General features: G+C 47.1%; 29 protein-coding genes and 1 tRNA gene. 10 read left to right on the top strand and 20 right to left on the bottom strand.

Annotated elements, in window-relative coordinates:
* Positions 1 to 867: 867 nt before the first annotated feature.
* From M3079_RS04560 to dtd, 4 genes are all read left to right on the top strand, one after another.
* The gene (locus M3079_RS04560; RefSeq protein ID WP_249077519.1) at positions 868 to 1,404 is read left to right on the top strand and encodes a phosphatase PAP2 family protein; all 537 of its coding nucleotides are present in this window, start codon (positions 868 to 870) and stop codon (positions 1,402 to 1,404) included.
* Between the two features lie 135 nt (positions 1,405 to 1,539).
* The gene (locus tag M3079_RS04555) at positions 1,540 to 2,763 is read left to right on the top strand and encodes a dicarboxylate/amino acid:cation symporter (RefSeq protein WP_249077517.1); all 1,224 of its coding nucleotides are present in this window, start codon (positions 1,540 to 1,542) and stop codon (positions 2,761 to 2,763) included.
* A gap of 148 nt (positions 2,764 to 2,911) precedes the next feature.
* Complete coding sequence (locus tag M3079_RS04550) at positions 2,912 to 3,739, top strand: alpha/beta hydrolase (RefSeq protein WP_249077515.1); 828 nt, start codon at positions 2,912 to 2,914, stop codon at positions 3,737 to 3,739.
* Positions 3,740 to 3,768: 29 nt separating this feature from the next.
* Positions 3,769 to 4,230, top strand: a complete 462-nt coding sequence (dtd, locus tag M3079_RS04545; protein ID WP_249077513.1) for a D-aminoacyl-tRNA deacylase — start codon at positions 3,769 to 3,771, stop codon at positions 4,228 to 4,230.
* 70 nt (positions 4,231 to 4,300) lie between these two features.
* Here dtd and M3079_RS04540 read toward each other — a convergent pair whose 3' ends face one another.
* The 14 genes from M3079_RS04540 to murI all read right to left on the bottom strand — a co-directional run bounded on the left by M3079_RS04540 (position 4,301) and on the right by murI (position 16,255).
* Entirely contained in the window at positions 4,301 to 5,170 is an 870-nt protein-coding gene (locus M3079_RS04540; RefSeq protein ID WP_249077511.1) for an EamA family transporter, read from the bottom strand.
* A 55-nt stretch (positions 5,171 to 5,225) separates the two neighbouring features.
* Positions 5,226 to 5,708: a YopX family protein gene (locus tag M3079_RS04535; RefSeq protein WP_249077509.1), complete on the bottom strand. Its 483-nt coding sequence runs from the start codon at positions 5,706 to 5,708 to the stop codon at positions 5,226 to 5,228.
* A gap of 102 nt (positions 5,709 to 5,810) precedes the next feature.
* Entirely contained in the window at positions 5,811 to 7,421 is a 1,611-nt protein-coding gene (locus tag M3079_RS04530) for a glycosyltransferase family 39 protein (RefSeq protein ID WP_249077508.1), read from the bottom strand.
* 100 nt (positions 7,422 to 7,521) lie between these two features.
* Positions 7,522 to 8,790, bottom strand: a complete 1,269-nt coding sequence (locus M3079_RS04525) for a HAMP domain-containing sensor histidine kinase (RefSeq protein WP_249077506.1) — start codon at positions 8,788 to 8,790, stop codon at positions 7,522 to 7,524.
* Positions 8,780 to 9,463, bottom strand: coding sequence for a response regulator transcription factor (locus tag M3079_RS04520; RefSeq protein WP_249077504.1), 684 nt, complete (start codon positions 9,461 to 9,463; stop codon positions 8,780 to 8,782). Before M3079_RS04520 ends, M3079_RS04525 begins: the two co-directional genes overlap by 11 nt.
* A gap of 186 nt (positions 9,464 to 9,649) precedes the next feature.
* Complete coding sequence (locus tag M3079_RS04515) at positions 9,650 to 10,174, bottom strand: hypothetical protein (RefSeq protein ID WP_249077501.1); 525 nt, start codon at positions 10,172 to 10,174, stop codon at positions 9,650 to 9,652.
* Positions 10,175 to 10,186: 12 nt separating this feature from the next.
* Positions 10,187 to 10,831, bottom strand: coding sequence for a coenzyme F420-0:L-glutamate ligase (locus M3079_RS04510; RefSeq protein ID WP_249077499.1), 645 nt, complete (start codon positions 10,829 to 10,831; stop codon positions 10,187 to 10,189).
* The gene (locus M3079_RS04505; RefSeq protein ID WP_249077497.1) at positions 10,831 to 11,256 is read right to left on the bottom strand and encodes a thioesterase family protein; all 426 of its coding nucleotides are present in this window, start codon (positions 11,254 to 11,256) and stop codon (positions 10,831 to 10,833) included. Before M3079_RS04505 ends, M3079_RS04510 begins: the two co-directional genes overlap by 1 nt.
* A gap of 296 nt (positions 11,257 to 11,552) precedes the next feature.
* Complete coding sequence (locus M3079_RS04500; RefSeq protein ID WP_021715193.1) at positions 11,553 to 11,987, bottom strand: universal stress protein; 435 nt, start codon at positions 11,985 to 11,987, stop codon at positions 11,553 to 11,555.
* 237 nt (positions 11,988 to 12,224) lie between these two features.
* A tRNA-Thr gene (locus M3079_RS04495) sits at positions 12,225 to 12,300 on the bottom strand.
* Positions 12,301 to 12,354: 54 nt separating this feature from the next.
* Positions 12,355 to 12,750 carry a helix-turn-helix transcriptional regulator gene (locus M3079_RS04490; RefSeq protein WP_249077495.1) on the bottom strand — a complete coding sequence of 132 codons (396 nt, stop codon included), beginning with the start codon at positions 12,748 to 12,750 and terminating at the stop codon, positions 12,355 to 12,357.
* Between the two features lie 166 nt (positions 12,751 to 12,916).
* Entirely contained in the window at positions 12,917 to 13,798 is an 882-nt protein-coding gene (locus tag M3079_RS04485) for an EamA family transporter (RefSeq protein ID WP_249077493.1), read from the bottom strand.
* A gap of 127 nt (positions 13,799 to 13,925) precedes the next feature.
* Positions 13,926 to 15,347 (bottom strand): sodium:proton antiporter, encoded by a 1,422-nt coding sequence (locus tag M3079_RS04480; RefSeq protein WP_249077490.1) that lies wholly within the window; start codon positions 15,345 to 15,347, stop codon positions 13,926 to 13,928.
* 110 nt (positions 15,348 to 15,457) lie between these two features.
* A complete protein-coding gene (gene murI, locus M3079_RS04475) occupies positions 15,458 to 16,255 on the bottom strand; it encodes a glutamate racemase (protein WP_249077488.1) in 798 nt (265 codons plus the stop codon).
* Between the two features lie 263 nt (positions 16,256 to 16,518).
* On the opposite strand from murI, the gene M3079_RS04470 reads away from it, so the two are divergent.
* Genes M3079_RS04470 through M3079_RS04455 form a run of 4 tightly spaced genes read left to right on the top strand, consistent with a single transcriptional unit; the run spans position 16,519 to position 18,684 of the window.
* Positions 16,519 to 17,379, top strand: coding sequence for a DMT family transporter (locus tag M3079_RS04470; RefSeq protein ID WP_249077486.1), 861 nt, complete (start codon positions 16,519 to 16,521; stop codon positions 17,377 to 17,379).
* Between the two features lie 2 nt (positions 17,380 to 17,381).
* A complete protein-coding gene (locus M3079_RS04465; protein WP_249077484.1) occupies positions 17,382 to 17,798 on the top strand; it encodes an SRPBCC family protein in 417 nt (138 codons plus the stop codon).
* Complete coding sequence (locus M3079_RS04460) at positions 17,786 to 18,229, top strand: GNAT family N-acetyltransferase (RefSeq protein WP_249077482.1); 444 nt, start codon at positions 17,786 to 17,788, stop codon at positions 18,227 to 18,229. Before M3079_RS04465 ends, M3079_RS04460 begins: the two co-directional genes overlap by 13 nt.
* A gap of 11 nt (positions 18,230 to 18,240) precedes the next feature.
* Complete coding sequence (locus tag M3079_RS04455) at positions 18,241 to 18,684, top strand: C-GCAxxG-C-C family protein (RefSeq protein WP_249077481.1); 444 nt, start codon at positions 18,241 to 18,243, stop codon at positions 18,682 to 18,684.
* Positions 18,685 to 18,751: 67 nt separating this feature from the next.
* Here M3079_RS04455 and M3079_RS04450 read toward each other — a convergent pair whose 3' ends face one another.
* Positions 18,752 to 19,378, bottom strand: coding sequence for an acetate uptake transporter (locus M3079_RS04450; RefSeq protein WP_249077479.1), 627 nt, complete (start codon positions 19,376 to 19,378; stop codon positions 18,752 to 18,754).
* Positions 19,379 to 19,441: 63 nt separating this feature from the next.
* Complete coding sequence (locus M3079_RS04445) at positions 19,442 to 20,860, bottom strand: sodium:proton antiporter (RefSeq protein ID WP_249077477.1); 1,419 nt, start codon at positions 20,858 to 20,860, stop codon at positions 19,442 to 19,444.
* Between the two features lie 347 nt (positions 20,861 to 21,207).
* Between M3079_RS04445 and M3079_RS04440 the strand changes: the two genes are divergently transcribed.
* Together M3079_RS04440 and M3079_RS09450 are read left to right on the top strand one after the other, a co-directional pair.
* Positions 21,208 to 22,038, top strand: coding sequence for an Mrp/NBP35 family ATP-binding protein (locus M3079_RS04440; protein ID WP_249077476.1), 831 nt, complete (start codon positions 21,208 to 21,210; stop codon positions 22,036 to 22,038).
* A gap of 92 nt (positions 22,039 to 22,130) precedes the next feature.
* Positions 22,131 to 22,244 (top strand): putative holin-like toxin, encoded by a 114-nt coding sequence (locus M3079_RS09450; RefSeq protein ID WP_349293329.1) that lies wholly within the window; start codon positions 22,131 to 22,133, stop codon positions 22,242 to 22,244.
* 173 nt (positions 22,245 to 22,417) lie between these two features.
* Here the strand turns inward: M3079_RS09450 and M3079_RS04435 are convergent, their stop codons facing one another.
* The 4 genes from M3079_RS04435 to M3079_RS04420 all read right to left on the bottom strand — a co-directional run bounded on the left by M3079_RS04435 (position 22,418) and on the right by M3079_RS04420 (position 25,803).
* Positions 22,418 to 22,765 (bottom strand): hypothetical protein, encoded by a 348-nt coding sequence (locus tag M3079_RS04435; RefSeq protein WP_249077474.1) that lies wholly within the window; start codon positions 22,763 to 22,765, stop codon positions 22,418 to 22,420.
* Positions 22,766 to 22,840: 75 nt separating this feature from the next.
* Entirely contained in the window at positions 22,841 to 23,590 is a 750-nt protein-coding gene (locus M3079_RS04430) for an SDR family oxidoreductase (RefSeq protein WP_249077473.1), read from the bottom strand.
* Positions 23,574 to 25,109: a HAMP domain-containing sensor histidine kinase gene (locus M3079_RS04425; protein WP_249077470.1), complete on the bottom strand. Its 1,536-nt coding sequence runs from the start codon at positions 25,107 to 25,109 to the stop codon at positions 23,574 to 23,576. The genes M3079_RS04430 and M3079_RS04425 overlap by 17 nt, the downstream gene beginning before the upstream one ends.
* The gene (locus tag M3079_RS04420) at positions 25,102 to 25,803 is read right to left on the bottom strand and encodes a response regulator transcription factor (protein ID WP_349293328.1); all 702 of its coding nucleotides are present in this window, start codon (positions 25,801 to 25,803) and stop codon (positions 25,102 to 25,104) included. The genes M3079_RS04425 and M3079_RS04420 overlap by 8 nt, the downstream gene beginning before the upstream one ends.
* Positions 25,804 to 25,920: the final 117 nt, after the last annotated feature.

Here is a 25,920-nt window from a genome sequence, read left to right as displayed (position 1 = left end):
CAGGCAAAAAATACCTGCATTTTGTTTTTTATTTTTGAGCATAGGGTTGTAGTTTTTATCTACGTTTTGTCTTTAATTGTACTTTATTATTTCTAATTTACTTTTTATGTTATCTTCATTATTTACAATTCATCTTTGATTAAAGGTTTATCATTCTAATTTACTTTATTACTCATGTTCATTCTTTGTAACCAAAGAACGAACCAAGAAAGTTTTGCGGCTGAAAAAATTTTTAACGCGGCACTTTAGCAAAAAATAAAATTTTCCACTGAACTCGCTGCGCTCAAACACCGGGAAAATTTTATTTTCTTTCAGTAAATACCGCTAAATTTTTAATGCCGCGATTGCACTTAACCCGTACTTTTTAACTGCTTAATTCAGTATACTTTGTTTTTGTATCATACATTACGATTGCTTATTATAAAAAATATATGTAAACTACAATTATTACAGTGATAAAAACTTACGGCAACAATACTATCTAACTAAAAAATTAGCAACGTACGAATTTGGGCGGAGCGCGACTTTCAAAAAACAGGCGAAAACTTTAAATAACAAGGCACTTGCAGCAATAGCCGAGGACTGTTTGAGTTTGCGCAGCAAACGAGTTCCGCAGGCGCTGCAAGTGGCAAACTGATTTAATATTGAGCCGTTAAGTTTTTTGCGGAGCAGAGACTTTTTGGTAACTTTTTGGTCTTTTCAAAAAGTTACATGAATAAAGCCGTAAATAAAAATATAATAACATAACTACAAAGAATTAAAACAAAAAAAGAAAAAAACTCCCCCCTCTCATTTTATTTTAATCCCTATATGTTAAACTTATAATAAAGAAAAATAAAAACAAGGCGCAGCCGGAAAGGAGGAAGAATGATGGCTTACCTGGCAGAACTTGACACACGCCTTTTGCTTTACATACAGGATGCTTTGCGTTATGAACCGCTGCACAGCTTCTGGCGCGGCATCAGCTTTTTGGGCGATTTGGGCTGGTTTTGGATTTTTACCGGCATTCTTCTTGCCCTTAATTCCAAAACGCGCACCGCAGGCATAACCACCATTGCCGCACTTATGTTAAGCACGTTTATCAGCAACGTTATTTTAAAAAACGCCGTTATGCGCCCGCGCCCGTTTGAGGTGCTGCCGCAGATTATTCCGCTCATTACGCACGCTTCGGGCTACTCCTTTCCTTCCGGGCACACCACCGCCGCCTTTGCCTGCGCCTTTGTGTATTATAAACTGCTGCCCAAATTTTTCGGCCTGCCCATTATGCTGCTGGCTGTAATGGTTGCCTTTTCGCGCCTGTACCTCGGCGTGCATTACCCGCTTGATGTTTTGGGCGGCATTGTTACAGCCTGGTTTGGCAGTATGCTTGCAATTAAATCGCTGCACCGCTTCAAACAAAATTAAAATGCCGCTCCGGCGGCTTTTTTTATTTTGGCTTCCTCTATCAAAAATATTGTATACAATTTTGTTTTTTATTATTTTTTTGATATAATACAAATTTGTTATAATATATTTTTTACATATTTAGGAGGCTTTATAATGAAGTTATCAACAAGAATTATGGCAGCACTGGTGCTTGGCGTTGTTGCCGGGCTGCTGCTTGGCGCAGACGGGGCCGAATTTGCCAAAACGTGGATTGCCCCCTTCGGCGCTATTTTTATGAACATGATTAAAATGACAATCGTGCCGATGGTTTTTGCTTCACTAGTTATGGGCATGTGCAGCCTGGGCGATATTAAAAAAATCCGCCGCATCGGTATGAAAACCGTTATTTACTACCTTGTAACAACAGCCTTTGCCATTGTGCTGGGCCTTATTTTGGGCAGTGTAATTGAGCCGGGCGCAGGCATGAACCTGCCCGCCGAAGGGCTTGTTGCCTCCGCCAAAGACGCACCGCCTTTAATGCAGGTTATTGTTAATATTTTCCCCACCAACCCGATAGAATCCATGCTTAAGGCAGATATGCTGCAAATTATCGTTTTTGCACTGTTCCTCGGCCTTGGCATTTCCATGGTTGGCGAACCTGCCGATACTTTTAAAAACACCATCAACGGCCTTGCCGAAGTATCTTACAAAATTGTAGGCATTATTATGGACTTTGCCCCCATTGGCGTATTCGGCCTGATTACCCCGGTAGTTGCTTCCAACGGCCCGGCCGTACTGCTGCCGCTGTTAAAAGTTATCGTTGCCGTTTACCTTGGCTGCTTTTTGCATGCTGTATTTGTATATGGCGGCATGCTGAAAGTTATCGGCAAATTCAGCCCGCTTAAATTCTTTAAAGGCCTTGCACCGGCGCAGCTGCTTGCTTTTACCAGCTGCTCGTCCAACGGCACTTTACCTGTAAACCTTGCCTGCGTGCAGAAAATGGGCGTTTCCAAAGAAGTTTCCAGCTTTGTGCTGCCGCTCGGCGCAACCATTAATATGGACGGCACCGCAGTTTACCAGGGCGTATGCGCTTTGTTTGTTGCCCAGCTTTACGGCGTAGACCTTAACTCTGCCCAAATGCTTACCATCGTGCTTACCGGCACACTGGCATCTATCGGCACCGCAGGCGTACCGGGCGCAGGGTTTATCATGCTTACCATGATTTTAACCGCCGTTGGCCTGCCGCTTGAAGGCTCTGCCCTTATCGCCGGTATCGACCGTATCCTTGATATGCCGCGTACCTGCGTTAACATCACCGGCGACGCCGTAGTTTCCTTCCTTGTAGACAAGGGCGAAAAAGATATTGAAGCGCGCACCGGCGTTAAATTGGTACATTAATACAGCAAGTTAAAAATTCAGGCATGGATTTTACGTCCATGCCTTTTTGTTTGCAGGCAAAATTTTCATCCGCAGCGGCGGCAGGCTTTTTGCTGCGCACGGCGAAGTATTACAGTAGCAATAATTTTTACGATTGTGAGGTGTAATTATGAAACAGGGTTATTTTAATACGGCCGACAGTGCCCATTTGTATTACGAAGTGCGCGGCACAGGGCGCCCGCTGGTATTAATTCACGGCTGGCAGTGCTCGCACGTTTTCTGGCAGCGCAACGTGGATGAACTTTCCAGAGATTTTACCGTTGTTACGCTTGACCTGCGCGGGCACGGCAACTCCTCCAAAGGACTGCACGGCATTACCATTAAACAGTTTGCCTGTGATGTTTATGACTTAATTAACTACCTCGATTTAAAAGACGCCGTTGTTATGGGCTGGTCTATGGGCGGGCCGATTGTGCTTTCGTATTTTGACCAGTTCGGGCAGGAACAGATTAAAGGCCTTGGCCTGATTGACATGACGCCGTTCCCCTTCAGCCCCGAACCTTGGAATACGCAGGGGCTGCACGGCTACAACATGGACGGCTTTAACGTTATTGCCCAGCGCCTTGCTTATGACCGCGAAGCATATTTTGAAACCTTTGCCAACAATATTTTTAAAGACGGCAAACGCCCTGCCGGAACAGACTGGGTAATTGAGGAATTCAGAAAACTGCCGCCATGGATTTCGGCAGCAATTTATTCGGATTACCTTTCCAGCGATTTTACGGGTGTACTGCCTACCATTGACGTGCCCGTAATTGTTATGAACGCCGACGGCCCGGTATTTACCGCCGGCATTAAACAGGGGCAGCACATTGCAGCGCAGCTTCCCTACGGCCAGTTTGAAGCCTTTACGGAAAGCGGGCATATGCTGTTTTATGAAGAAGTAGCTAAATTTAACACATTAGTGCGCGATTTTGTTACTAAATGCAACGCATAGGAGGTTAGCGGCAGCGCCGCAGATTGATAATGAAATTAGTTTTACAGCGTGTTAAAAAAGGCAGTGTTGCCATTGACGGAAAAATTAAAGGCAGCATTGGCTGCGGCTTTGTTGCACTTGTGGGTTTTGGCCCGAATGATGACAGCAGCGTTTTGGCGCCCATGGCAGATAAAATGCTGAACCTGCGTGTTTTTGAAGATGACGCGGGCAAAATGAATTTAAGTTTGCTGGATGTAGGCGGCAGCGTGCTTTCCATATCGCAGTTTACGCTGTACGCTTCCTGCCGCCATGGCAGGCGCCCAAGCTTCAGCGGCGCCGCAGAACCGGGGCTTGCCTCCCGCCTGTATGATGAATTTAACGCCATTACCGCCGCTAAAGGCGTAAACGTACAAACCGGCGAATTTGGTGCGGAAATGCTGGTAGAAATACACAACGACGGGCCTGTTACCATAATTTTGGACAGCGATACCGATTTGGCAAAAACAAAATAAGTACACAGCAAAAAGAGGGTATACCGCAAAGGATATGCCCTCTTTTATTTATGCCTGTATGTATTTTATGTTAAGCTGGAAGCAGCACCAGCAGCAGCGTGCCAACCACTATGCACACCAGCCCCGCCATGCTGCGCAGCGTCAGCCTTTCGCCAAAAACAAGCCACGCAAAAGCTATTGTTACCAGCACGCTTAATTTATCTACCGCTACAACAACCGATACCAGCCCGTTTTGCAAGGCGTGGTAGTAGCACAGCCACGAGGCGCCGGTTGCAAGGCCCGAAAAACAAATAAAAACCATTTCTTTTGCTTTTATCTTCCCCAGCAGTTTGCGCTTGCCCGTTACGGCAACCATGCCACACGCCATTACAAGCACCACCGCCGTGCGGATAGCTGTACCAAGGTTGGAATTGATGTTTTCGATGCCTATTTTGCCTAAAATTGCGGTTAAACTGGCAAAAATTGCCGAACCTGCGGCGTAAAAAAGCCAGCTTTTATTTTGAGGCGTGCTTTTTGCAACCTGCTTTTTTTCTATCATCAGCAGCGTGCCGACGCCGGTTAAAACCACTGCCGCTGCCGTAATTAAAGTAAAAGGTTCATTAAAGCAAAGTACCGCCAGCACAACGGTTAAAACTGTGCTGCACTTATCAACCGGCACCACTTTGTTAACATCGCCTTTTTGCAGCGCCTTAAAATAGCACAGCCACGAAGCGCCGGTTGCCAGCCCCGAAAGCACCAAAAACAACCAGGTGCGGCAGCTTATACCGCCAATGCCGCTTTGCGCCCCGGTTATAAAAACCAAAAGCCATGCAAAAGCAAGCACAATTATTGTCCGCACGGCAGTTGCAATATCCGAATCGGCGCCCTGCACGCCGTATTTGCCAAAAATGGCAGAAAGCCCGGCAAACAATGCCGATGCCGCCGCAAATAAAATCCACATAATATCCGCCCCAAAACAAAAAGCAGGTGCGCAAAAAAACGCACCCGCCTGTAATTTAAGCTATGTTGTGGCGCGCCGCTTCGGCAAATTCCGGGTTATCGTAAATATTGCCGATAACCGTAAAGCCGTTGCCGTTGGCGCGCAGGTTATCCAGAAACTGCACGGCGTTAATGGTAAAAATACCGTCAGCAGCCACACTGAAGCCTTCATGGGTTTCTTCAATAAGCACAACGTCATGCGCGCAGGCGTTGTCTGCCGTCTGCTTTTTGGCAACCGGTACATTAAACCGTACATAATCACCTGCAAACACCGGCATGCCTTCGCTGTCTTCCACGCCGGTGCAAAGCCCCAGCGTATTTCTTTCAATGCCTACTGTTTCAATAAGATGCCCTTTTATGTCAACGCCATCTACTTTTTTACTCATCTCGCAGATTGCAGCGTCGTCCGGAATCATGCACGCTCCGTCCAGCAGCGGCAGGTAAATTCCGTAAACCCAGCTGCCGTTGTCAGTTCTTTTGGCGCGGTAAAAATTATCCATGGCTGTTCCCCCATTCACAAACAAATTTAAGTTATCTTTTTACGATTTTATTGTAACGGCAAAAGCTGAAATTTATATTAAAACAATGTTAAGTTTTGCCTGTCAGGCGCTTTTTAAAATATACCAGCCGCCTTTTTCGCCGGTTACCAGCCATTTGCCGTTACTGCCGTTTAAAAATTTGCCGGCTTCGTTCTTTTTTACCAAAAGCAGCTGCCCGCGCCTGCCGAACGAGTTAATGCCTTCAAAGGGCATTACGTTTTTTACCTTCCAGCTGTACGCTTTGGGCGCAAAGTTTGCCAGGTCTTCATCGGGCACCAGCTTAATAATTTTTTTGCCGGAATAGAACACTGCCGACGTGGAATATTTGCCATACACGCCAATTTCATCAACCGCACGGTAGCTCTGTGCAAGTTCCAGCCCAATTTCCTTATCGGAACGCAGGCTGCTGAACGGCACTGCCACTTCGTTAATAAGCAGCAGGTTAAAGGCAAGCGCCGTTACAGCGATAACGCCTGCGGCCGTAAGCCCGTTTTCAAGACTGATGCTTATCCAGCTGATACCGATAACGGCAAGCACCGCCGCACCGATTAAAATTACCGTACCAATGCTGATGATACTGTTCCACCAGCACCACAGCGCGCCGCCAAACAAAGCAATGTAAATAAGGTCGCGCACAATTAAAGTGCCTGCCGTTACGGCGTTCCATTTCTTTTCCGACAGGTATTTGCCCAAAAGCAATGCCAGCGGAAACAGCATTGGGTAGGTATAAGTTAAATACTTGGTTGCCATGTTCTGGAAGAAAAAGAACACCGTTGCCGCCCAGATGAGCAGAAAGCCAGTTTTTTCATCCGGCCTGCGCCATTTGCCGTCTTCCCGCAGGGTGCGCCACAAAAAGCGCGGCAGCAGCCCGCTCCACGGAAAGAGTGCCAGAAGCAGCACCAGAGTATAATAGTAAAACACGTTATCGCGCGGATGCTCGGAAACAGTGGCGCGCAAAAAATTATGCGTGCCGAAGAACTGGTCTATAAACGCGCTGCCGTGCAAATTATACATAGCCACATACCACGGTGCGGCAATTAAAAAGAACAGCAGCCCGCCGCTGAAAACCTTCATGTTTTTAATTTCGCGCCAGCCGCGGGTAAAAACCAGAAACAGCACCATAATAAGCCCCGGCAGCAAAAAGCCTATCGGCCCTTTGGTTAAGGTTGCCAGCGCCATGCCTGTATACATTCCGTAATAGTAATTTTTCTGCTGCGTGCTGTACCCAAGGTAAAAAAACACCAGCGCCATACTGAAAAAGAAAAACAGCGTGCTGTCGGTAATAACCGATTTGCTGATGAGGAAAAACTCCGTGCTGGTCATTAAAATAACGCCGCTCAAGAACGCAGTTTTTTCGCCGTAAAGTTTTTTGGCGGCGTAAACCAGAAGCCAAAGCCCTGCCATGCCGAACAGCGCCGGGAAAAAGCGTGCGGCAAATTCGTTAAAGCCAAAAATTTTAAAGCCTGCCGCCGTAAGCCAGTAAAAAAATACCGGCTTGTCATACCAGTAATTGCCGTAAATCTGCGGCGAAATCCAGTCGCCGCTCAAAACCATTTCTTTGGCCGTCAGCGCATAATTCGATTCCACGGAATCGGTAATCCACAGCTGCCCGTTGCAAAAAAACAAAAGCAGCGCCGCCAGGCCCCAAAATAACCACCATCCATAACGTCTCATAAAAAATCAACTCCCTAACTTCAGCTTGTCTTAATTGTACTTAAAGCCAATTAAACAAAACTGAAACAGGGAGTTAGTTATATGAAACCAATCTTAAATTTCAGCGGTACAACGGCAAACGTACCGTAAAAATGCTTCCGTGCGGGCTGCGCGGCTTAACGCTTACCGTTCCGCCGTGGCGCCCCACAATTATGCGGGCAATGTTAAGCCCAAGCCCAAAACCGCCTGCCGCGCGCGAACGTGCCTTATCGACTCTATAAAAGCGTTCAAAAATTTTCTGCGCATCGCTTTCGCTGATGCCTATGCCTTCATCCATTACTTTTATAACGGCGTGCATGGAATCGGCGTCAACCGTAACCGTGATTGTGCCGCTTTCCGAATACTTAATAGCATTGTCGATAAAAATTATAAGCAGCTGCTCCATTTTATTCTTATCGCCAAGTATGAACACCTGCGGCGCGTCACCTGCAGCATATTCCAGCCCCAGCCCTTTTTTGGCTGCCAGCGGGCGCATTTTATTGCATACTTTAACGGCAACTTCCGTTAAATCTACCTTGGCACGGGCCAGCGGCGTATTTTCTTCATCGCCGCGCGCCAAAGCCAATAGCGCTTCAATAAGCCTCGACATATACTTTGTTTCGTGCTGCATATCGCGCAGAACCTCCTGCGCAAAGCCGCTCAGCTTGCTTTCGTCGTCATTCTGCAAACTCTCCACGCCAAGGCTCAGCACCGTAAGCGGCGTGCGCAGTTCATGCGAGGCGTCGGCGGCAAATTCATGCTCACGCGCAAATAAAATTTCCAGCGGCTTAATGTTTTTGGCAGCCATATAATAGCCGCCGCCCGCCGCCAGCATAATGCACACAGCACACAGCAAAAATAAAAAGTACATGCCGTCCACGGCCATGTCGTAATAATCTTCCAAATTTAAAAAGGTGTACAGGCGTGCCTGAATCTGCCCGTTTTCCCAAAAAGTACAGCCGCCTGCCAGAAAGAAGTGCAAGGTGCCCTTTTTATCCCTGAAATACAGCAGCTCCGTTTCGTTCTCAGGCTCCGGCCACGAGGCACGGATTGCAGTTAATGCCGCTGCGTAAGGGCTGTCCGTCATCTGGTCAATAATGATATTGCCGTCAGCGTCATACATCAGCGACATCATTTCGCCTTTTTTTACAAGCGCCGGGTCTACCGGCAGTTCGCCGCTGCCAATCCATTCGCGCCATTCGTCGTAAATATCGGCAATAAGCATGTCCTTTTCCGTTCTTAAAACGGAAATACAGCCGATAGCCACCGTTACTGCAACGACAAACACCATTATTAAACTGAAAATACCTGTATAAATAAGGGTCAGGCGTTTTTTTAATTTATCGAACATTATCGTCTGCCTCTGCCAGATAGCCAACGCCGCGGATGGTTTTTATAAGTGTTTCGCCCTTTATTTCCTTAAGCTTGCGCCTTAACGCGCCAATATGCACATCAAGGTTGTTTTCGGTAATATCGCTTTCAATGCCCCAGACACGTTCCAAAATTACATCGCGCGGAATTATTTTGCCTGCGTTGCGCAAAAGCAGTTCTATCAGCTTAAATTCGCGCGGGCGCAGCTGCACTTTGCTGCCGCCGTAGCTGATTGTGTAATCGCCGCTGTTTAAAACAAAGCCCTTGTACTCAACATTTTCTTCCATGTAGCTGCCCTGGCGGCGAACAAGCGCATTTAAACGCGCCAGAAGTTCGGCAACGGCAAAAGGCTTAACTAAATAATCATCCGCACCGGCGTTAAGCCCGTTTACTTTGTCATCCAAGCTGTCGCGCGCGGTAAGCATTAAAATTTTGCCCTGATAATCTTCGCTGCGCAAAACACTGCACAGTTTTATGCCGCTCATGCCCGGCATCATCCAGTCCAGCACCAAAACGTCATAACCGTCGGCATAACATTCATCGTATGCCGATTCGCCGTTTGTAACCCATTTTACATTGATGCCATTTTTGCTTAAAATTGTTTTCAGCATTTTTCCGAGGCGCAAATCGTCTTCGGCCAGTAAAATTTTCATTATATATCACCTGCTTTTTATAAGCACTATAACCATATAATCTTAAAATAAACTGAAATAAACCTTAATTTTCCGTTTTTAACGTCATTTACCTTTCTGATAGCACCGTTTTTTATTTTAATATTATTATAACTGCAAAAAAGCCCCCGGTAAACATTAAAGCCCCGCCAAAAGGCAGGGCTTTAATTATTTCAGCAGCGATTTTACTTCGTCCGCACTGATGGTTATAAACTTTTTAACGGTATACAGGTTTTCGCGCCCGCGGCATTCCCAGAACAGGGCAACGTCAAAATCGGGCAGGCCGTTTACGGCTTCTTTAAGGCTTGCTCCGTACATGGGCGTAAGCTCAAATTTGGCAGTCATGGTTTTATTGCCGCCCTTGGGCATTACCAGCGCTTCAAAATAATCGTCGTCGCGCGGTACATCTTTTAAATTAATTTTGCCGCGCACCAACGCTTTGTCATACTGCTCCTGCGGCAGGTAAATGCGCATAAAAGCGTCAAGCACAAGCCCTTCGTCGCCGCCTTCGTTGGTAAACGGCACATCAACGCTGAAGCAAAGTTTATTGTCGGTTTTATTCGTAAGTTCCGCTTTGGTGCGGTTTTTAACATCAAATACAAATCTGTGTTTGGGCTGCATCATAATAAACACTGCCACAACCACAACGCCCAGCAGGAACAGCCCGGCGATAATTTCAATTATAAACAGCATCACAAGCCCTCCTTATTTGGCGTAATTTTTAATAATAACAACAGGTGTTTTCTGGCTGCCGTTGCCGAACGGGTTGTCAATTAAAATTCTGGCAACCTTGTCTGGGTCAACGCCTTCGCTCCAGCCAAGCACCGCGGCACGCTTAAGGTCATTAACGTCGGCAATGGCCGCACCGTAAGCGCCGGTGGCTTTTTTAATGCTTTCGCTTACTTTATGGGGTTCAAACGGTCCGTAAACAATGTGCTTGTCGTACGGCGGCATGGTGCCGGTAACATCGTCAATCAGGCGCGCCTGGTAGCCTGCCATCTGGTAGAACACGCCGCGTTTGCCAACGCATTTGGCGGCAAAACCGCAGATAACGGCAATAATTACTTTCATTGCGCCTTCGGCGTCCAAAAGAGCCTGCATGCTGTACCAGCCGCTGATGCTGCCTTTGGCGGGGAACAAATGGCACAGAGTTTTGGCTAAAAAGCCGGGTTTAAAATCTTCGCAGCGTTTGGCGCCGTCCTGCGTAATGGCAACAACGCTTTCTGCCGCGCACACAACGTCATGCGGGCCTATTTTGTCTTTGCCATATTCCAAAATGGCGTCAACTATATTATCGTGGTGCGTCAAAATACGGGTCGGCACCGGTATAATTTCATATTTTGCTTCCATCAGTGTTTCTCCTCTGCCTGCTCTTTTTGGTAAAAAGCATTAATTCTGTCATAAAAATCGCCGCTAAGGCGGATAATATGCCCGTTATTATCTGTAAACACATTGCGCGAGCAGCCTTCTGCCAAGAGTGCGCCGTCTTTTTTACGGACGATGCGGTAAGTAAAATCCATTTTGGCGCGGCTGAAAGCGGTCATTTCTGCGCAAATTTCAATTTCATCATCATACAGCGCCGATTCTTTATAATTGGCTTCTACATGAGTAATAGGAAAAATTATGTTGGCGTTCATCAGCTCCCACAGCTCCACGCCGGCAGCGCGCAGCCAGGCCACACGCCCCATCTCAAACCAGCGGAAGTAGTTGCTGTGATGCACAACGCCCATCATATCAGTTTCTACATAACGTACACGGTCACAAATTCTTACCATATAAACGCTCCTTATATTTCAGTTATTTCAAATTCATCTTACAGATATTTTATTATACCACTGTTAAATTTAAGGTGCAATTATGCAGTGTATTAAAAAATTTACTTATGCTGAATTAACCGGTTCTTTACTGCTATATAGAGCAAAATCTGTACTTTACTTCATTATTTACTTCATTATATGTTTTTCATCTGCTCCCAGGCAAAATTAAAAACCGGGAGCAATATCTCCCGGTTTTTATGCCCATGTTTTATAAGGCAGCAATAGTTTCACGTTTTATTACAGCACAGCAAAATTTATTTTACAATTACTACCGGCACCTTGGCATAGTGTACAATGTGGTTGCTTACACTGCCAAGCAGCAGTTCTTTAATGCCGGAAAGGCCTCTGGAGCCCATAACAATCATACCGGCACCGGATTTTTCGGCTGCGCTCAAAATCATTTCAGGCGGATAGCCAACCTGGTATTCATATTCTGCTTCAACGGAACCGCCGATACGTTCTTTAGCCTGAGCCAAAAGTTTGTCGCCCAAATCATCAAGGCCGGAAACTTCTGTTGCCAGCATCGGGTCGTCCATATCATACATGGCAAGCAAAGCGCCGCTGTCGCTGGGTTTTAAAGCCGTATAAACAAACAGGCTGCATTTCATGCCTTTTGCAAGTTCTGCTGCGTAATCAAGTGCTTTCCATGCGTGTTCACTGCCGTCAATTGCAACAAAAATCTTTTTCATAGTAAATGCCTCCTTTAAAAAGGTACAGCGCTTTTAATCCCCCAACAGGACAACTCCTGTTTTCACTTATAATGTAACACCATTTTACATTTTTGTCAAAAAAATAAAAAGAAAATATTTGTACTTTTAATTTTGCATAAAGTGTTTTTCAAAAGGATTTGCCAAATATAATATTCTGCAATTTTTACCTATAAAAACAAAACAGGCGCGGATAAAATCCACGCCTTAATTTTTTATTGGAGCCATCAACAGGATTCGAACCTGCGACCCTCTCATTACGAATGAGATGCTCTACCAGCTGAGCTATGATGGCTTAACGGCAATATTATAATATAAACACTGCTTAATTGGCAAGCGGTATTTTAAATTATTCGGCAGCTTTTTCTGCTTCAAGCAATTTTTTGGGTTTGCGGCCGCGGCGTTTCGGTTCGCCTGCATAGCCGTTCTTTTTAACTACTTTTATAAGTTCGGTAATAAAATGCAGTTCCTGGGCAGAGCAGTCTTTTAAGAGGTCAGCCAGTTCATTCTGGAAGATTTTTTCGCTGCGTTTAATGTTATCGCACAAAAGTTCATCCACCGATACATCAAGTACATTAGCCAAATGAATAATGGTCGGTAATCCCAGTTTGGTATTGCCGGTTTCAATGTTGCTGATATGAGGGGTGGACAGACCAATGAGATTGGCGATGTAGCCCTGAGTAACGCCTTTACGTGCACGCGCAGCTTTAATTCTTACCCCAATCGCTTTGTAATTGATATCCATATTCCCAACTCCTTTGTATTTAATTCCGACACGTACCTTCTATCAGGATAAACATGTGGTTTAAATTTAAGTAAAATAGTAATTCTTAAAGCTTATTACATTATACCCTAATATTTACCATTAGGCAATGGTTAAATTAATAAATTTATAAATTTGTTGTAATATTTTATTTTTTAGGTATAGAAAGCAGTATAACGGTAATAATAATGCAGGCCATGCCGATTAAATCTACCGCCGTAAGCGGAGTTTTAAGCCACAGCACAACGGCTATAATTGACGCCAGCGGCTCGGCGCAGCTGATGAGGCTTGCTTTGGTAGAGCCTACAACTTTAAGCCCCACCAAAAACAGCGAATAGCTTAAAACCGTAGCGCCTATAACAAGATAAATAAAGGCAATTACCGCGCCGGTATCCCAGCTGCCGGTAGGTTCAAACGGGTTTACAAAAAAGCACAAAAGTGTTCCCGAAAGAAGCTGCCCCCAGCCAACCACCAACGTGGTGCTGAATTTTTGCAGAAGGCGCATGGGCTGCACCGTATAAAACGCCAGCGATACGGCCGATATTAGGCCGATTACCAAAGCCTCCGGCGAAAGCACCACATTATTGATATCGCCGTGGGTGGATATTAAAAACACGCCCACAAGTGCAAAAATAATGCCTAAAAATTCGCGCCCTTCCGGCAGGCGGCGGCTTTTAAAACTCATCCACAGCATAACAAACACCGGCGAAGTGTATTGCAGCACCGTTGCCGTTGCCGCATTGCACAGCGAAATGGTGTAATAAAAACCGAACTGCGCGCCCAAAAGCCCCAAGAAGCTGAAGGCGAGCTGGTCTTTAGTATCGCGCTTATCCGCAAAAATGCGGAAAACATTTTCGCCACGCAAAAGCAGATAACCTAAAAAAATGAACCCTGCCAGCACCTGCCGCACCGCAATAAGCCACGGTGCCGTAACGCTGTGAAACTGGTACAAAAACTGCCCGCATACGCCGCCCAGCCCCCAGGCCGCTGCCGACAGCAGAATTAATATGACGCCGCTTTTAAATGACAAGTTTAATCTCCTTAACTCTCTTAACTATATTATAAAATAAATTGCGCCAAATTACAAAAACTGCACTGCAAAAGTTACTTGCCATAACCCTTGCGGTGCAGTTTGTTATGCCGTTAATAATACTTTATTACAAAAGATACAGCCAGGTAAGCAGCAGGAAGGTTGGGATTAAAATGCAGCCAGACCATAACAGGTAGCCGAAGAAGGTAGGCATTTTCAGCCCGCGTTCCTGCACAATGGAAAGCACCATAAAGTTAGGCGCATTGCCGATATAGCTGTTGGCACCCATAAATACCGCGCCCATGGAAATAGCCATTAAAGTTTTGGCACCTTCCGTCATCAGCACCTGAGCTTCGCCGCCTGCCATGTTAAAGAATGCAAGGTAGGTAGGCGCGTTATCGAGGAAGCTGGAAAGCGCACCGGTCATCCAGAAGTACATGGCGTTGTTGGCACTGCCGTCGGGGTTGGTAACAAGCGCAACAACCGGGGCAAAAGCACCGTCAAGCCCTGCACGCAGCATTTCAAGCACCGGTACAATGGTAACAAAAATGCCAAAGAACAATTTGCCTACTTCCAGAATCGGGTCCCAGCCAAACTGGTTTGCTTCGCGCACTTCTTTGCTTGTTAATTTAAGCGACAAGCCTGCGGCGATAAGGAAAATAACGTCGCGCAGCACGCCTTCGCCGCTTAAATGCACGCCCAGCACGGAAAACTCAACGCCGGAATGCCAGATGCCTGCCATTAAAACAGCACTTACGATAACGGCGAGCAGCAAAAAGTTAATTTTACCGTCGATGCCGAACGGTTCTTTCGGATAGTGGGATTCTTTTTCAAGGAATTCTTCTTTTTCTTTATTAAAGAGAATGGTATCGGCAATGAAATAAATGAGGAGCAAAAGACCTACTGCCGTTGCCATCGGCACAATTAAATGCTCGGTAGTCCAGAAGAACTCAACACCGCGCAAAAAGCCCAAAAACAGCGGCGGGTCGCCCAAAGGCGTAAGCGAGCCTGCAATGTTTGCCACAATAAAAATGAAGAACACAAAAGTGTGCATATCGTAACGCCTGTGCGCATTGGCCGCAATAAGCGGACGGATTAACAGCATGGCCGCGCCGGTGGTGCCCATGATGTTGGCGCATACAGCGCCTAGTGCCAGAAACGCAGTGTTAACCGCCGGGCGCCCGATAAAGCTTGAACGGATATGAATGCCGCCCGCAACCGTATACAGCGAACCGACGAAAATAATAAACGGAATATAATCGGCAATAAGCGCATGTGCGATGGAGTTAACAGCCACACCGCCGCCGTAGGAGATAAACATCGGCACGGCACACGCCAGAGCCCAGAAAACTGCTACCTTGCCAAAATGATGATGCCAGAAATTAGGCACAACCAACGGACAGATTGCAATACATAAAAGCACGCCTATAAAGGGCACGGCCCACACAAATGACAGTTCGCCGCCGTTAAGCCCCGCCGCAAATACGGGCTGCGGCAGCATCATGGCGCTGAATGCAGCCAGTGCAGCCAGATTTTTGCGCTTAAACATTAAAACCACTCCCCACAAATTTATTAAACCAGCGTATTAATAACAACACTGGTATATATTTAGACAAAATTTTATAAAATCCTGCATATAGCTTATGTATACAATCAGCTTTACAGTAGGCTTATTTCTTCAAAACTGCTTCTTTCCATGTCAAGCATCCGCTCCGCAATGGCTTTGCCGCGGTTTAACTCGGCCGTAAAGCAAACCCTGCTGCGCCCCGTGCCCTGCATTTTTAAAAGCCCTGCGCGTTCCAGAAAAATTCTTGCCTGCAAGGCGGTTGCTTCCGCCGGGTCTAAAACCGTAACACTTTCGCCGAAGCCTTTTTCAATTTCCGCACGGATAAACGGGTAATGCGTGCAGGATAAAAGCACCGTATCCACACCGGCCTCTTTCAGCGGAGCAGAATACCTCGCAACGGCGTCTTCAATTGCCGCCCCGCTGAACACACCCTGCTCAATCAGCGGTACAAAATCGGGGCACCCCTGCGCAAAAACTTCCGCGTCTGCATCAAGCGCGTTAACGGCAGCCTTGTGCGCGCCGCTTGCCACGGTAAAAGGCGTGGCCATTACGCCGATTTTTTTGTTTTTAGTTACGCCAAGCGCCAGTTCCGCGCCCTTGCTCATGCCGACAACGTCAAACGCATAACCGTTTCTGATGCTTTCCGTTCCCAAAACGGTAATGGTGTTGCAGGCCACAACCAAAAGCTTAATGCCCGCATTGTCAAGATAATCCGTCAGGTCATGCACCATGGCGCGAATTTCCTTTTCCGGGCGCTGCCCGTAAGGTGTGCGCGCCGTATCGCCGATATATAAAAAATCTTCGTGCGGCAGCGCCTGCTGCAAAACTTTCAGCACACTCAGTCCGCCCACACCGGAATCGATAACGCCTACCGGCAAGTTTTTATCCATTATATCTCCCCCAAAGCAAAATAAAATCATAGCTCTATTATAGCCCTTTTGCCTGCAATTTTATACAAAAAATTTTTATAAAAGGCATATTTTATTAAGCCAAAGATATTTTGTAATATTTTTAACAGTTTACCGCATTTCTTTCATCAAAAGCAAATTCAAAATTCAATGCGTCTTGCTATGCGGCAGATAATCTCAAGCGCAAAAACGCGCCTTATGCTATAATAAACTCAAACTAACATTTAAATTAAGAGGATTTTAACATGCAGCAGCAAACCGGTTCCGCCCGCAGCTATGAACTGCTTTTAATAGCCGTTATCGCCGCAAGGGCAACAAGCTTTATTTTCAGCAAAATGATTTTGGAAAGCCTTGCGCCTTTTAACCTTTTGGCAGTGCGTTTTATAATTGCCTTTGTACTTCTGGCGCTTATTTTTAATAAAGCAGTGCGCAGCCTCTCCGTGCGCGATTTACTTGCGGGCACAGTTATTGGCACAGCCTTTTTTATTACCATGGCGTGCGAGATGATTGCCCTGACGCAGGCGGCATCATCGCTTGTATCACTTTTGGAAAACTGCGCCATTATTTTTGTGCCGCTGCTTGAAATTCTTTTATATAAAAAGCTGCCCGGCAAACTTACAGTAATCAGCACTGGCATGGCCATGCTTGGCGTTGTGCTTCTGGCACTGGGCCAGGGAGAGTTAAGCGGCGGCTTTACCTGGGGGCTTTTGGCAGGCCTTTGCTATGCGGCGGCAATAATTGTAACGGAGCGCCTTTCGCACGGCAGCAACTCCACGCTTGGCATAGGCATAGTACAGGTTGGCACCATGGGCGTGCTTTCGTTTTTGGCCATGCTGCTTACGGAAACGCCTCAGCTGCCGCATTCCGGCTCGCAATGGCTGATGCTTGCCATGCTTATAATAGTATGCACCGGCTTTGGCTTTACCTTGCAGCCCATGGCGCAAAGCCATGTCAGCGCCGCCCGGGCGGGATTGTTCTGCGCCGTAAGCCCTGCCATAGCCGCACTTTTAGGCATAACAGTATTAGGCGAACCCTTTGGAACACTTGATGTTTTGGGGCTCGTTTTAATACTCGCCAGCATTGTTATGCCTTATATAAAGGATTAATTATGATTATTTCACAAATACAGGCAACTTTACCCTACAACATAAAAACCGTATGGACAGCTGTTACCGACATTAAAAACTACCACTGGCGCAGTGATTTAAGCCATACCGAGGTATTAAACAAGTACCAGTTCACCGAATATGCCAAAAACGGCACGCCAACCCATTTTACAACAACTGTTTTTAAACCGTATTCCTGTTGGGAATTTACACTTGAAAACAGCAGCATCAGCGGCCGCTGGCGCGGAATTTTTCTTGAACAGGGAACTTCTACCCTTGTACACTTTACCGAAGAAATTACCATCAAAAAGTTTTATTTAAAACCAATACTAAAATTTTATCTGCGCAGGCAGCAAAAACTTTTTATAAAAGATTTACAGGCCTATTTGCAAAAGAAGGAAAGCAAATGCAAATCATAAAAGTAACCAGCAACAAAAAACAATATTTGCCGCTGCTTCTGCTGGCAGACGAAGAAGAAGCAATGATTGACCGCTATCTGGAGCGCGGCATCATGTATGTGCTTGAAGATGGTGATGTTAAGGCTGAATGCCTTGTAACAAACGAAGGCGATGGCATTTTGGAAATAAAAAGCCTTGCCACGCTGCCGCAGTTTCAACGCCGCGGCTACGCCAAAGTGCTGATTAATTTTATAGAAGCAAAATACAAAGAACGCTTTAAAATTTTGCAGGTTGGCACCGGCGACAGCCCTGCCACCGTGCCTTTTTACCAAAAGCTCGGCTTTATACGCTCGCATATTATTAAAAACTTTTTTACCGATAATTACAGCCACCCCATCTATGACGGCGGCATACTGCTGACAGATATGGTTTATCTGCGCAAGCGATTATAAAGGAGGATTTTATGCAGCTATACGAACTTGTCAATAAATATCATGTAGGCACAACTTTAAGCTGCGCCGAGGCTATGTTTAAAGCCTGCAACGAATATTACGGCTTAAACCTGCCGGAAAATACGCGGAAAATGTTCTCCATTATGGGCATCGGCATGCAAACGCAGCTTTCGTGCTGCGGCGCCTTTACCGTTGCCGTTGGCATTATCGGCCTCGTTACCGCACAGGACGGACAGGAGGACAGCGAGAATTTTCATGGTTACAGCATGGTAACGGAACTGACGGACTTTGTTATTGAAAAATTCGGCACGCTGCAATGTGCCACCCTGCACGATATGCAAATTGCAGGCTACGAAAACCCTTGCCACCTTATTGTGGAAGAAATTGCCAAAAAGCTGGAAGAACTGCTTGCCAAAGACGAGCTGCACAAACATTTTAACAACAACCTGCAATAAACCGGGCATACAAAAAGCACTACCCAATACGGATAGTGCTTTTATATTGCCATCTTAAGGCTTTTAATCAGACTTTTTTAAAGATTCCGAGCGGTTTGCCCAGCGGCCAGAACACGTGCCCGAAGAAATTATTTAAAAATACCGCGCCTGCGCCGTACATCGAAAGCAGCGAAATAGCCAGTTCCGAATAAGCGGCAACATCGTGCGCCCAGTGTCCGCCGATACCAAGCGTATCAAGGCCCAGGCACAAAAGCAGTACATCAATCAGGAGCATATCCACAAATAAAAATGTGTTGGCTTCCGCTGCGGCAATAGTGCCGATGCACGCAAACATAAAGTACGCCAGAAAGGCAAAGCCCAGCGCCTTGGGGTCTACCCCCGCTGCCAGCCCCGCACCAAAGGTGCCGGCCTTAATCATCCAGCTCATCGCTACGCCCGACCAGAAAAAGCCGAATGCGCCGAAGATCGATGCTCCAAAAATATTCTTGTGGCAAAAATCGAAATAGGCGGCGAGCAGTTGAGCAAATGAACCGCAGACCAGTGCCCAGGGAATGACCCACGAAACATCGCTGACCACACCCAGCTTCTGCATGGATGCAACAAACGTCACCACGGAAAGTCCGAACAATCCGAGCGGTGTCGGGTCGGCAACAGCAATTTGCACCTGCCTGGTTTCATTGTTGTCTGAACTCATCGTTTATTCCTCCTTATTAAATTTTGTATTGATATGCCTTGGCATAAATACCTTTAGTGTACCTTACACGAGATACAGCCATGTCAGCAGCAAAAAGATGGGAATTAAAATGCCCACCGACCACAGCAGGTAGCCGAAGAAGCTCGGCATTTTCAAGCCGCGGTTCTGCACAATGGCAACCACCATAAAGTTCGGCGCATTGCCGATATAGCTGTTGGCGCCCATAAATACCGAGCCCATGGAAATAGCCATCAGCGTCAGCGCGCCTTCCGTCATCAGCACGGAAGCATCGCCGCCTGCCATGTTAAAGAAGGCAAGGTAGGTCGGCGCGTTATCCAAAAAGCCCGAAAGCGCGCCCGTCATCCAGAAATACATGGCGTTGTTGGCCGTGCCGTCGGCGTTGGTAACCATTGCCACCACCGGCGCAAACGCGCCTGCCATACCGGCTTTTAACATCTCAAGCACCGGCACAATGGTAACAAAAATGCCGAAGAACAGCTTGCCGACTTCAAGCACAGGCTCCCAGGTAAACTGGTTTGCACTGCGCACATCAGCAGGCGTTAAAGCCAGCGAAAGCCCTGCCGCCGCGAGGAAAATCACATCGCGCAGCACGCCCTGGCCGGTTAAATGCACGCCCAGTACGGTAAATTCCATGCCGCTGTCCCACACGCCGGCCATTAAAACAGCACCAATAATTACGCCCAAAAGCGCAAAGTTAATTTTGCCCTCCACGCCAAACGGCTCTTTGGTGCAGGTGCTTTCCGCCAGTAAAAACTCATCCTTTTCTTTATTGAACAAAACGCTGTCCATCACAAAATACAGCGCCAGCAAAAGGCCCACAGCCGTCAGCATCGGCAAAATTAAATGCTCGGCCGTCCAAAAAAAGTCTACCCCGCGCAAAAAGCCCAAAAACAGCGGCGGATCGCCCAACGGCGTAAGCGAGCCTGCAATGTTGGCAACAATAAAAATAAAAAATACAAAAGTGTGCATTACATAACGGCGGCGCTCATTAGCCGCAATAAGCGGACGGATTAAGAGCATTGCCGCGCCCGTTGTGCCCATAATGTTGGCAAGCACTGCGCCCAGCGCCAAAAAGCAGGTGTTGGTAAGCGGCGTGCCGGTAAAGCTGCTGCGGATATGAATGCCGCCCGCCACCGTGTACAGCGAACCTACAAAAATAATAAAGGGAATGTAATCACCGATAAGCGCGTGCGCCACACTGCCTGCCGCAACACTGCTGCCGTAAATTACAAACAGCGGCACAGCTGTTGCCAGCGCCCAAAACACTGCTACCTTGCCGTAATTGCTGTGCCAGAAATGCGGTACCGCCAAAGGGCAGATGGCAATGCATAAAAGTATGCCCGCAAACGGCAGCACCCAGCCGATAGAAAGTTCCGCGCCGTTAAGCCCGGCTGCAAAAGCAGGCTGCGGCAAAACAAGCGTTAACAAAAATGCCCACATACCTAAAATTACATTTTTCATAGCGTATCCTCCTGTACTATAAGGCTGCGCCTGTAATTAATATAAATCAAAACGGAAATTAATATTAAATAAGCTGCGCACCACTATTTTACTGGATAAATTCCTACTAAGTCAATAATATTTCGGCAAATTTTCAGAAAAATTTTTTAAAGTGCAACTTCCTTCCTATATATAATATACAGCAAAAATAAAAGCTGCCGCCTGCGCCGTATGTGCGAATAAAATTCAGGCAAATACTTGCAATCTGCAAATATTGACAGATGCCGTTTACGGTGCTATGCTGAAATTTATAAGCACTGTAATGCAAACGGCAGCAAAGCGCTGCCAGACAACAGGAGGCAAAGCAAATGGTTGAAAACTGCTCGCATAACTGCGAAGGCTGCACCGAAAATTGCAGCGAACGTACAAAAGAAAGTTTTTTGGAAAAACCTAACGAAATGAGCCACATAAAAAAAGTAATAGGCGTAGTCAGCGGCAAAGGCGGCGTCGGCAAATCGCTCGTAACCTCGCTTCTGGCAGTACTGTCCCGGCGCCAAGGCTATAAAACAGCAATTATGGATGCCGATATCACAGGCCCTTCCATCCCCAAGGCTTTTGGCCTGCACGGCCACGCCGAAGCAAGCGAATGGGGCTTGTTTCCGGTAAAAACCGCGGCAGGCATAGGCGTTATGTCGCTTAACCTGCTGATGAAAAACGAAACCGACCCGGTTGTATGGCGCGGCCCGCTTATTTCCGGCGCCGTTAAACAGTTTTGGACTGACGTAATCTGGGGCGATGTTGATTACATGTTTATTGATATGCCTCCCGGCACCGGCGACGTAGCGCTGACGGTATTCCAGTCCATTCCAGTCGACGGCATTGTTATAGTTGCCTCGCCGCAGGAACTTGTAGGCATGATTGTTGAAAAAGCCGTTAATATGGCTAAAATGATGGATGTGCCGGTACTGGCACTGGTTGAAAACATGAGCTACATTACCTGCCCCGACTGCGGAAAAGAAATACATGTTTTCGGCAAAAGCCACATTGATGAAATTGCCAAAAAACACGGCGTTGAAACCGCTGCCCGCATGCCGATTGACCCGGCACTTGCAGCCGCCTGTGACGCAGGCACGATAGAAAGCTTTAACGGTGCATGGCTTGACGGCGTACTTGAAAAACTGACAACAGAAAATAAATAATAAAAAAAGCAATTACTGCCCCATTTTTAGGACGGTAATTGCTTTTTATTTGCGTTATGTTATAATAATTACTGCAAAAAGAGAGATTTCTGATGGTCGGTTCCTCCCAATGCAGGAGGTGGCAGTACATGAGCACATACGAAGCTTTGTCTTTAATGATTGCTTTCGGTATTCTTGTAGCTACCATTATTTCTGGCAAGCGCTGAGTTTTTACAACTTTGGCGTAAAATGAAATAAGACCGCCAAAGTCTGGCAGCCTTTCTTTCAAACTCAAAATTTACAAGGAGAGGGCTGACGGGCAAACATCAGATTATCTCTCTTTTTGTATTATACAACAAACAAACGGCATTTGCAAACAGCTTTTAGCATTTTGCCAAACTTACATTACCAAAATATACACGCAGCCCAACAACAGCAGCCCGGTAATTACGCGCATGGCAATAATCATAATGCGGCCTGTATTTTTATTTATCTTTGCAGCATAATAAGTAAATAAATGCCAGTTAAAAATCCATAAAGTAAATGCCGGCAAAATAACACCGCTGTTAAAAAATACGCCGTAAATAACCACAAGCATGCTTAAAATATTTAACAAATTGGAAAGCAAAAATAAAGTATACGTTCCGCCGCCGTTAAACATTTCCCGGCGGCTGTTTTTTAACTGTTTTAGCGAATTTAAAATCTGCGCAGCGCCAATCAGCGCCACCAAACCCCATACTTGTTCCATAACTAAACTCCAAAAATTAAAATTTCATACTTCTAACCTGCTGTAATTTGCCGCCAACCAAAATAGCTTAACTGCTTACTTCGCCGTTAAGCCGCCGTCTACGATGACGATGCTGCCGGTCATAAAGCTGTTGGCCGGGCTTAAAAGCGAGCAGATTACGTGCGCCACTTCCTCCGCACGCCCAACGCGCCCCATTGGGTAGGCTTCCGCAACATCCGCCAGTGTATAGCTGCCGCCTGCCGCTTCAATCTGCTGCTGCAAAAGCGGCGTATCAATATCGGCAGGGCATACGCAGTTAACCCGCAGGCGCGGCGCTGTATCCAGCGCCAGGGCGCGGGTAAACGCCACTACCGCCCCTTTGCTGGCGCAGTAGGCAGCACAGCCGTAGTTGCCGCTTACCCCTGCGTCCGAAGCTACGTTTACCACCGCGCCCCCTGCTGCCATGTATGGCAGCAGCGCCTGCGTTAAAAACACCGTGCCTTTTACGTTCACGCCAAAAATTTCATCAAACTCGGTTTCCGTCAGCATTTCCATACTCTGCTCGCGGTAAATGCCTGCACTGTTTACCAAAAAATCAACGCTGCCGGCATTTTTTATCTGCGCCGCCGCAGCTTTGCAGCTGGCAACATTTGCAACATCACATTGTATAAAATGCACTTTTTCTCCGTAGTTTTCTTTAAGTTCCGCCAAAAGCTGCGGCCGTTCCGTGCGCGCCAAAAGCCACACTTCCGCGCCGTCCGCCAAAAGCGTTCGCGCTACGGCAAGCCCTATGCCGCTGGTGCCGCCGCTTATTACGGCGCGCCTGCCGTTACATCCGTAATTCATTTTCCGCATCCTCTCCTGCCGGCGGCAATATCATAATTACCGCGGTTTCTTCATCAGGCACGCTTTCCATGCTCACTTTAATATTGTGGCGCAGGGCTATTTCCCGGGCAATAGCAAGCCCAAGCCCGCTGCCGTTTTTATTGGCTTCGCCGCGTGTTTTATAAAACCGTTCAAACACATACGGCAAATCTTCCTGTTTTACGCCGCTGCCGTGGTCCGTCACCGTCAGCCTGTCGCCCAAAAGGCGCAGTTCCACAGAGCCGCCTTCGTGGCTGAACTTAATGCTGTTGTCCAAAAATATCATCAGCATCTGGCGCAGGCGGCCGTAATCGCCTTCCATAAGGTAAACATTCCTATCCAGTTTAACGTCAACGTGCACGCCTTTTTTCTGCCCCAGCTGCTTACTGGCACGGGCGGCATCCTGCACTACATCGCACAAATTAATGTTTTCCTTTTCAATGGGGAAATCCGTATTCTGCAAGCGCGACAAATCCAGCAAATCATTAATCAGCCGCTGCAAAAACAGGCTTTCCTTCAGCATTTGCCTGTAATACTGCTCTACTTCTTCCTTATCGGTAACAACTTTGTCGTTAAGCGCTTCCAGGCTGCCGCGGATAACCGTTACCGGCGTGCGCAACTCGTGCGAAATGTTGGCAATAAAGCTGCGGCGCAGTTTTTCCAGCTTGCGCCCTGCCTCGTCGGCGTCCAGAAGGCGGCTGCCAAGTTCGTCAAGCGTGGCGGCAAGCGCGCCTATTTCATCATTCTGCTTGATGCTGCAGCGTTCAGTGTAATCATGCTCTGCCATTTTCTGCGCCACTTCCTTCATACGGTTTAAGGGGCGCGTAAACTTCCAGCTGAACAGCACACTTAAAAACGATACCAGTAAAAGCGCAATAGCGCAGGATAAAAGCAGGATTCTTACGCCTTCCCACGTTGCGGACTGCAAGCCCTGCACGGGGTAATGCAGAAGCACTGCCGCCTGGATAGCGCCGTTTTCGTCGTATACAGGCGCAGCGGCGCAAAGCATGGTTTCCTCACGTACGGGGTTAAAATCTTCCGCTACCGATACCGTACCGGCAAACGCCTGCTCCACGCAGTTGCGGGTAACATCGGACAGCTGCTCAAAAGTAACGCTGCGGCGCGGAAACTCCTTCAGCGGCGGCACCTGAGCCTGGGTATCTGCGTGCATCATCCGCCGGTGCATGCCCATATGGTGGTTCATGCGCTGCGGCAGCTTCAGTTCGCGGTCACTGTTAACAACCCACACATCTTCCATGGTGATGTTGTTAATGTAACTTATAAAGCGCGTATTGGCTATGCCGCCGCGTTTTTCCAGCCAGCCTGCATTTTCGCTCAGCACTTCGGCAATGCGCACGGCGCGCTGTTTAAGCTCCGTGCTTTTTATATCCACCGTATGCTCGCGGAAAAAATGCGCAAAGCTGCCGCCTACCACCAGTGCGAACACCAAAAGCACTGCGGCAAAATACAATGTAAGTTTTAAAGCTATTTTGTTATGCATTTGCTTTCTCCTCAAAGCGGTAACCTACACCCCAAATGGTTTTTATTTCCCAGCCGGGATGCTCAAACTTATCCAGCTTGGCACGCATGCGCTTAATGTGCGAATCCACCGTGCGGCTGTCGCCGTAATAATCGTAGCCCCACAGGCTGTCCAGAAGGTTATCGCGCGAAAAGACCTTGCTGCTGTTTTTGGCAAGAGTCCATAAAAGCTCAACCTCTTTTTTCGTCAGCGACACCTCGCTGCCATTTACGGTTACGGCGTATTTGTCCAAATCAATCATTAAATTACTGTACCTGTAAATATTATGCGCAGTTTTTTCCTCGCGCGGCTGCATGCGGCGCAAAATAGCGCGCACGCGTGCCATTACCTCGCCCGCGCTGAAAGGCTTTATAATATAATCGTCGGCGCCGATATCAAGCCCCATGATTTTTTCAAAATCTTCGCCGCGGGCAGTAACCATAATTACCGGCACCAGCGATTTTCCGCGCAGGCGGCGGCACACTTCAAAGCCGTCCACTTTCGGCATCATAACATCCAAAAGCACCATGGCAATATCCGGCTCATGCTCGTCAAACAGGCGCAAAGCCTCCTCGCCGTCAAGCGCAACCACCGGCTCAAAGCCTTCCTTACGCGCATAGTTGGATAAAATGGAAGTAATTTGTTTATTATCATCAGCAATAAGCATTTTTGCCACTGCCATCACCTCTCTGCACAAAACTTACCTATATTATACATATTTTTGCGCAGAAATTTAACCCTTACATCAGCCCAAAGGCGGCAGTTTTTTTACTTTTTGCTTTAATTGCTGATA

The sequence above is a fragment of the Phascolarctobacterium sp. ET69 genome, from assembly GCF_023336935.1.
Lineage (GTDB): Bacteria > Bacillota > Negativicutes > Acidaminococcales > Acidaminococcaceae > Fusicatenibacter_A > Fusicatenibacter_A intestinipullorum.
The sequence above is the reverse complement of the archived record's forward strand: the minus strand, read 5'-3'. Positions and strand labels throughout refer to the sequence as shown.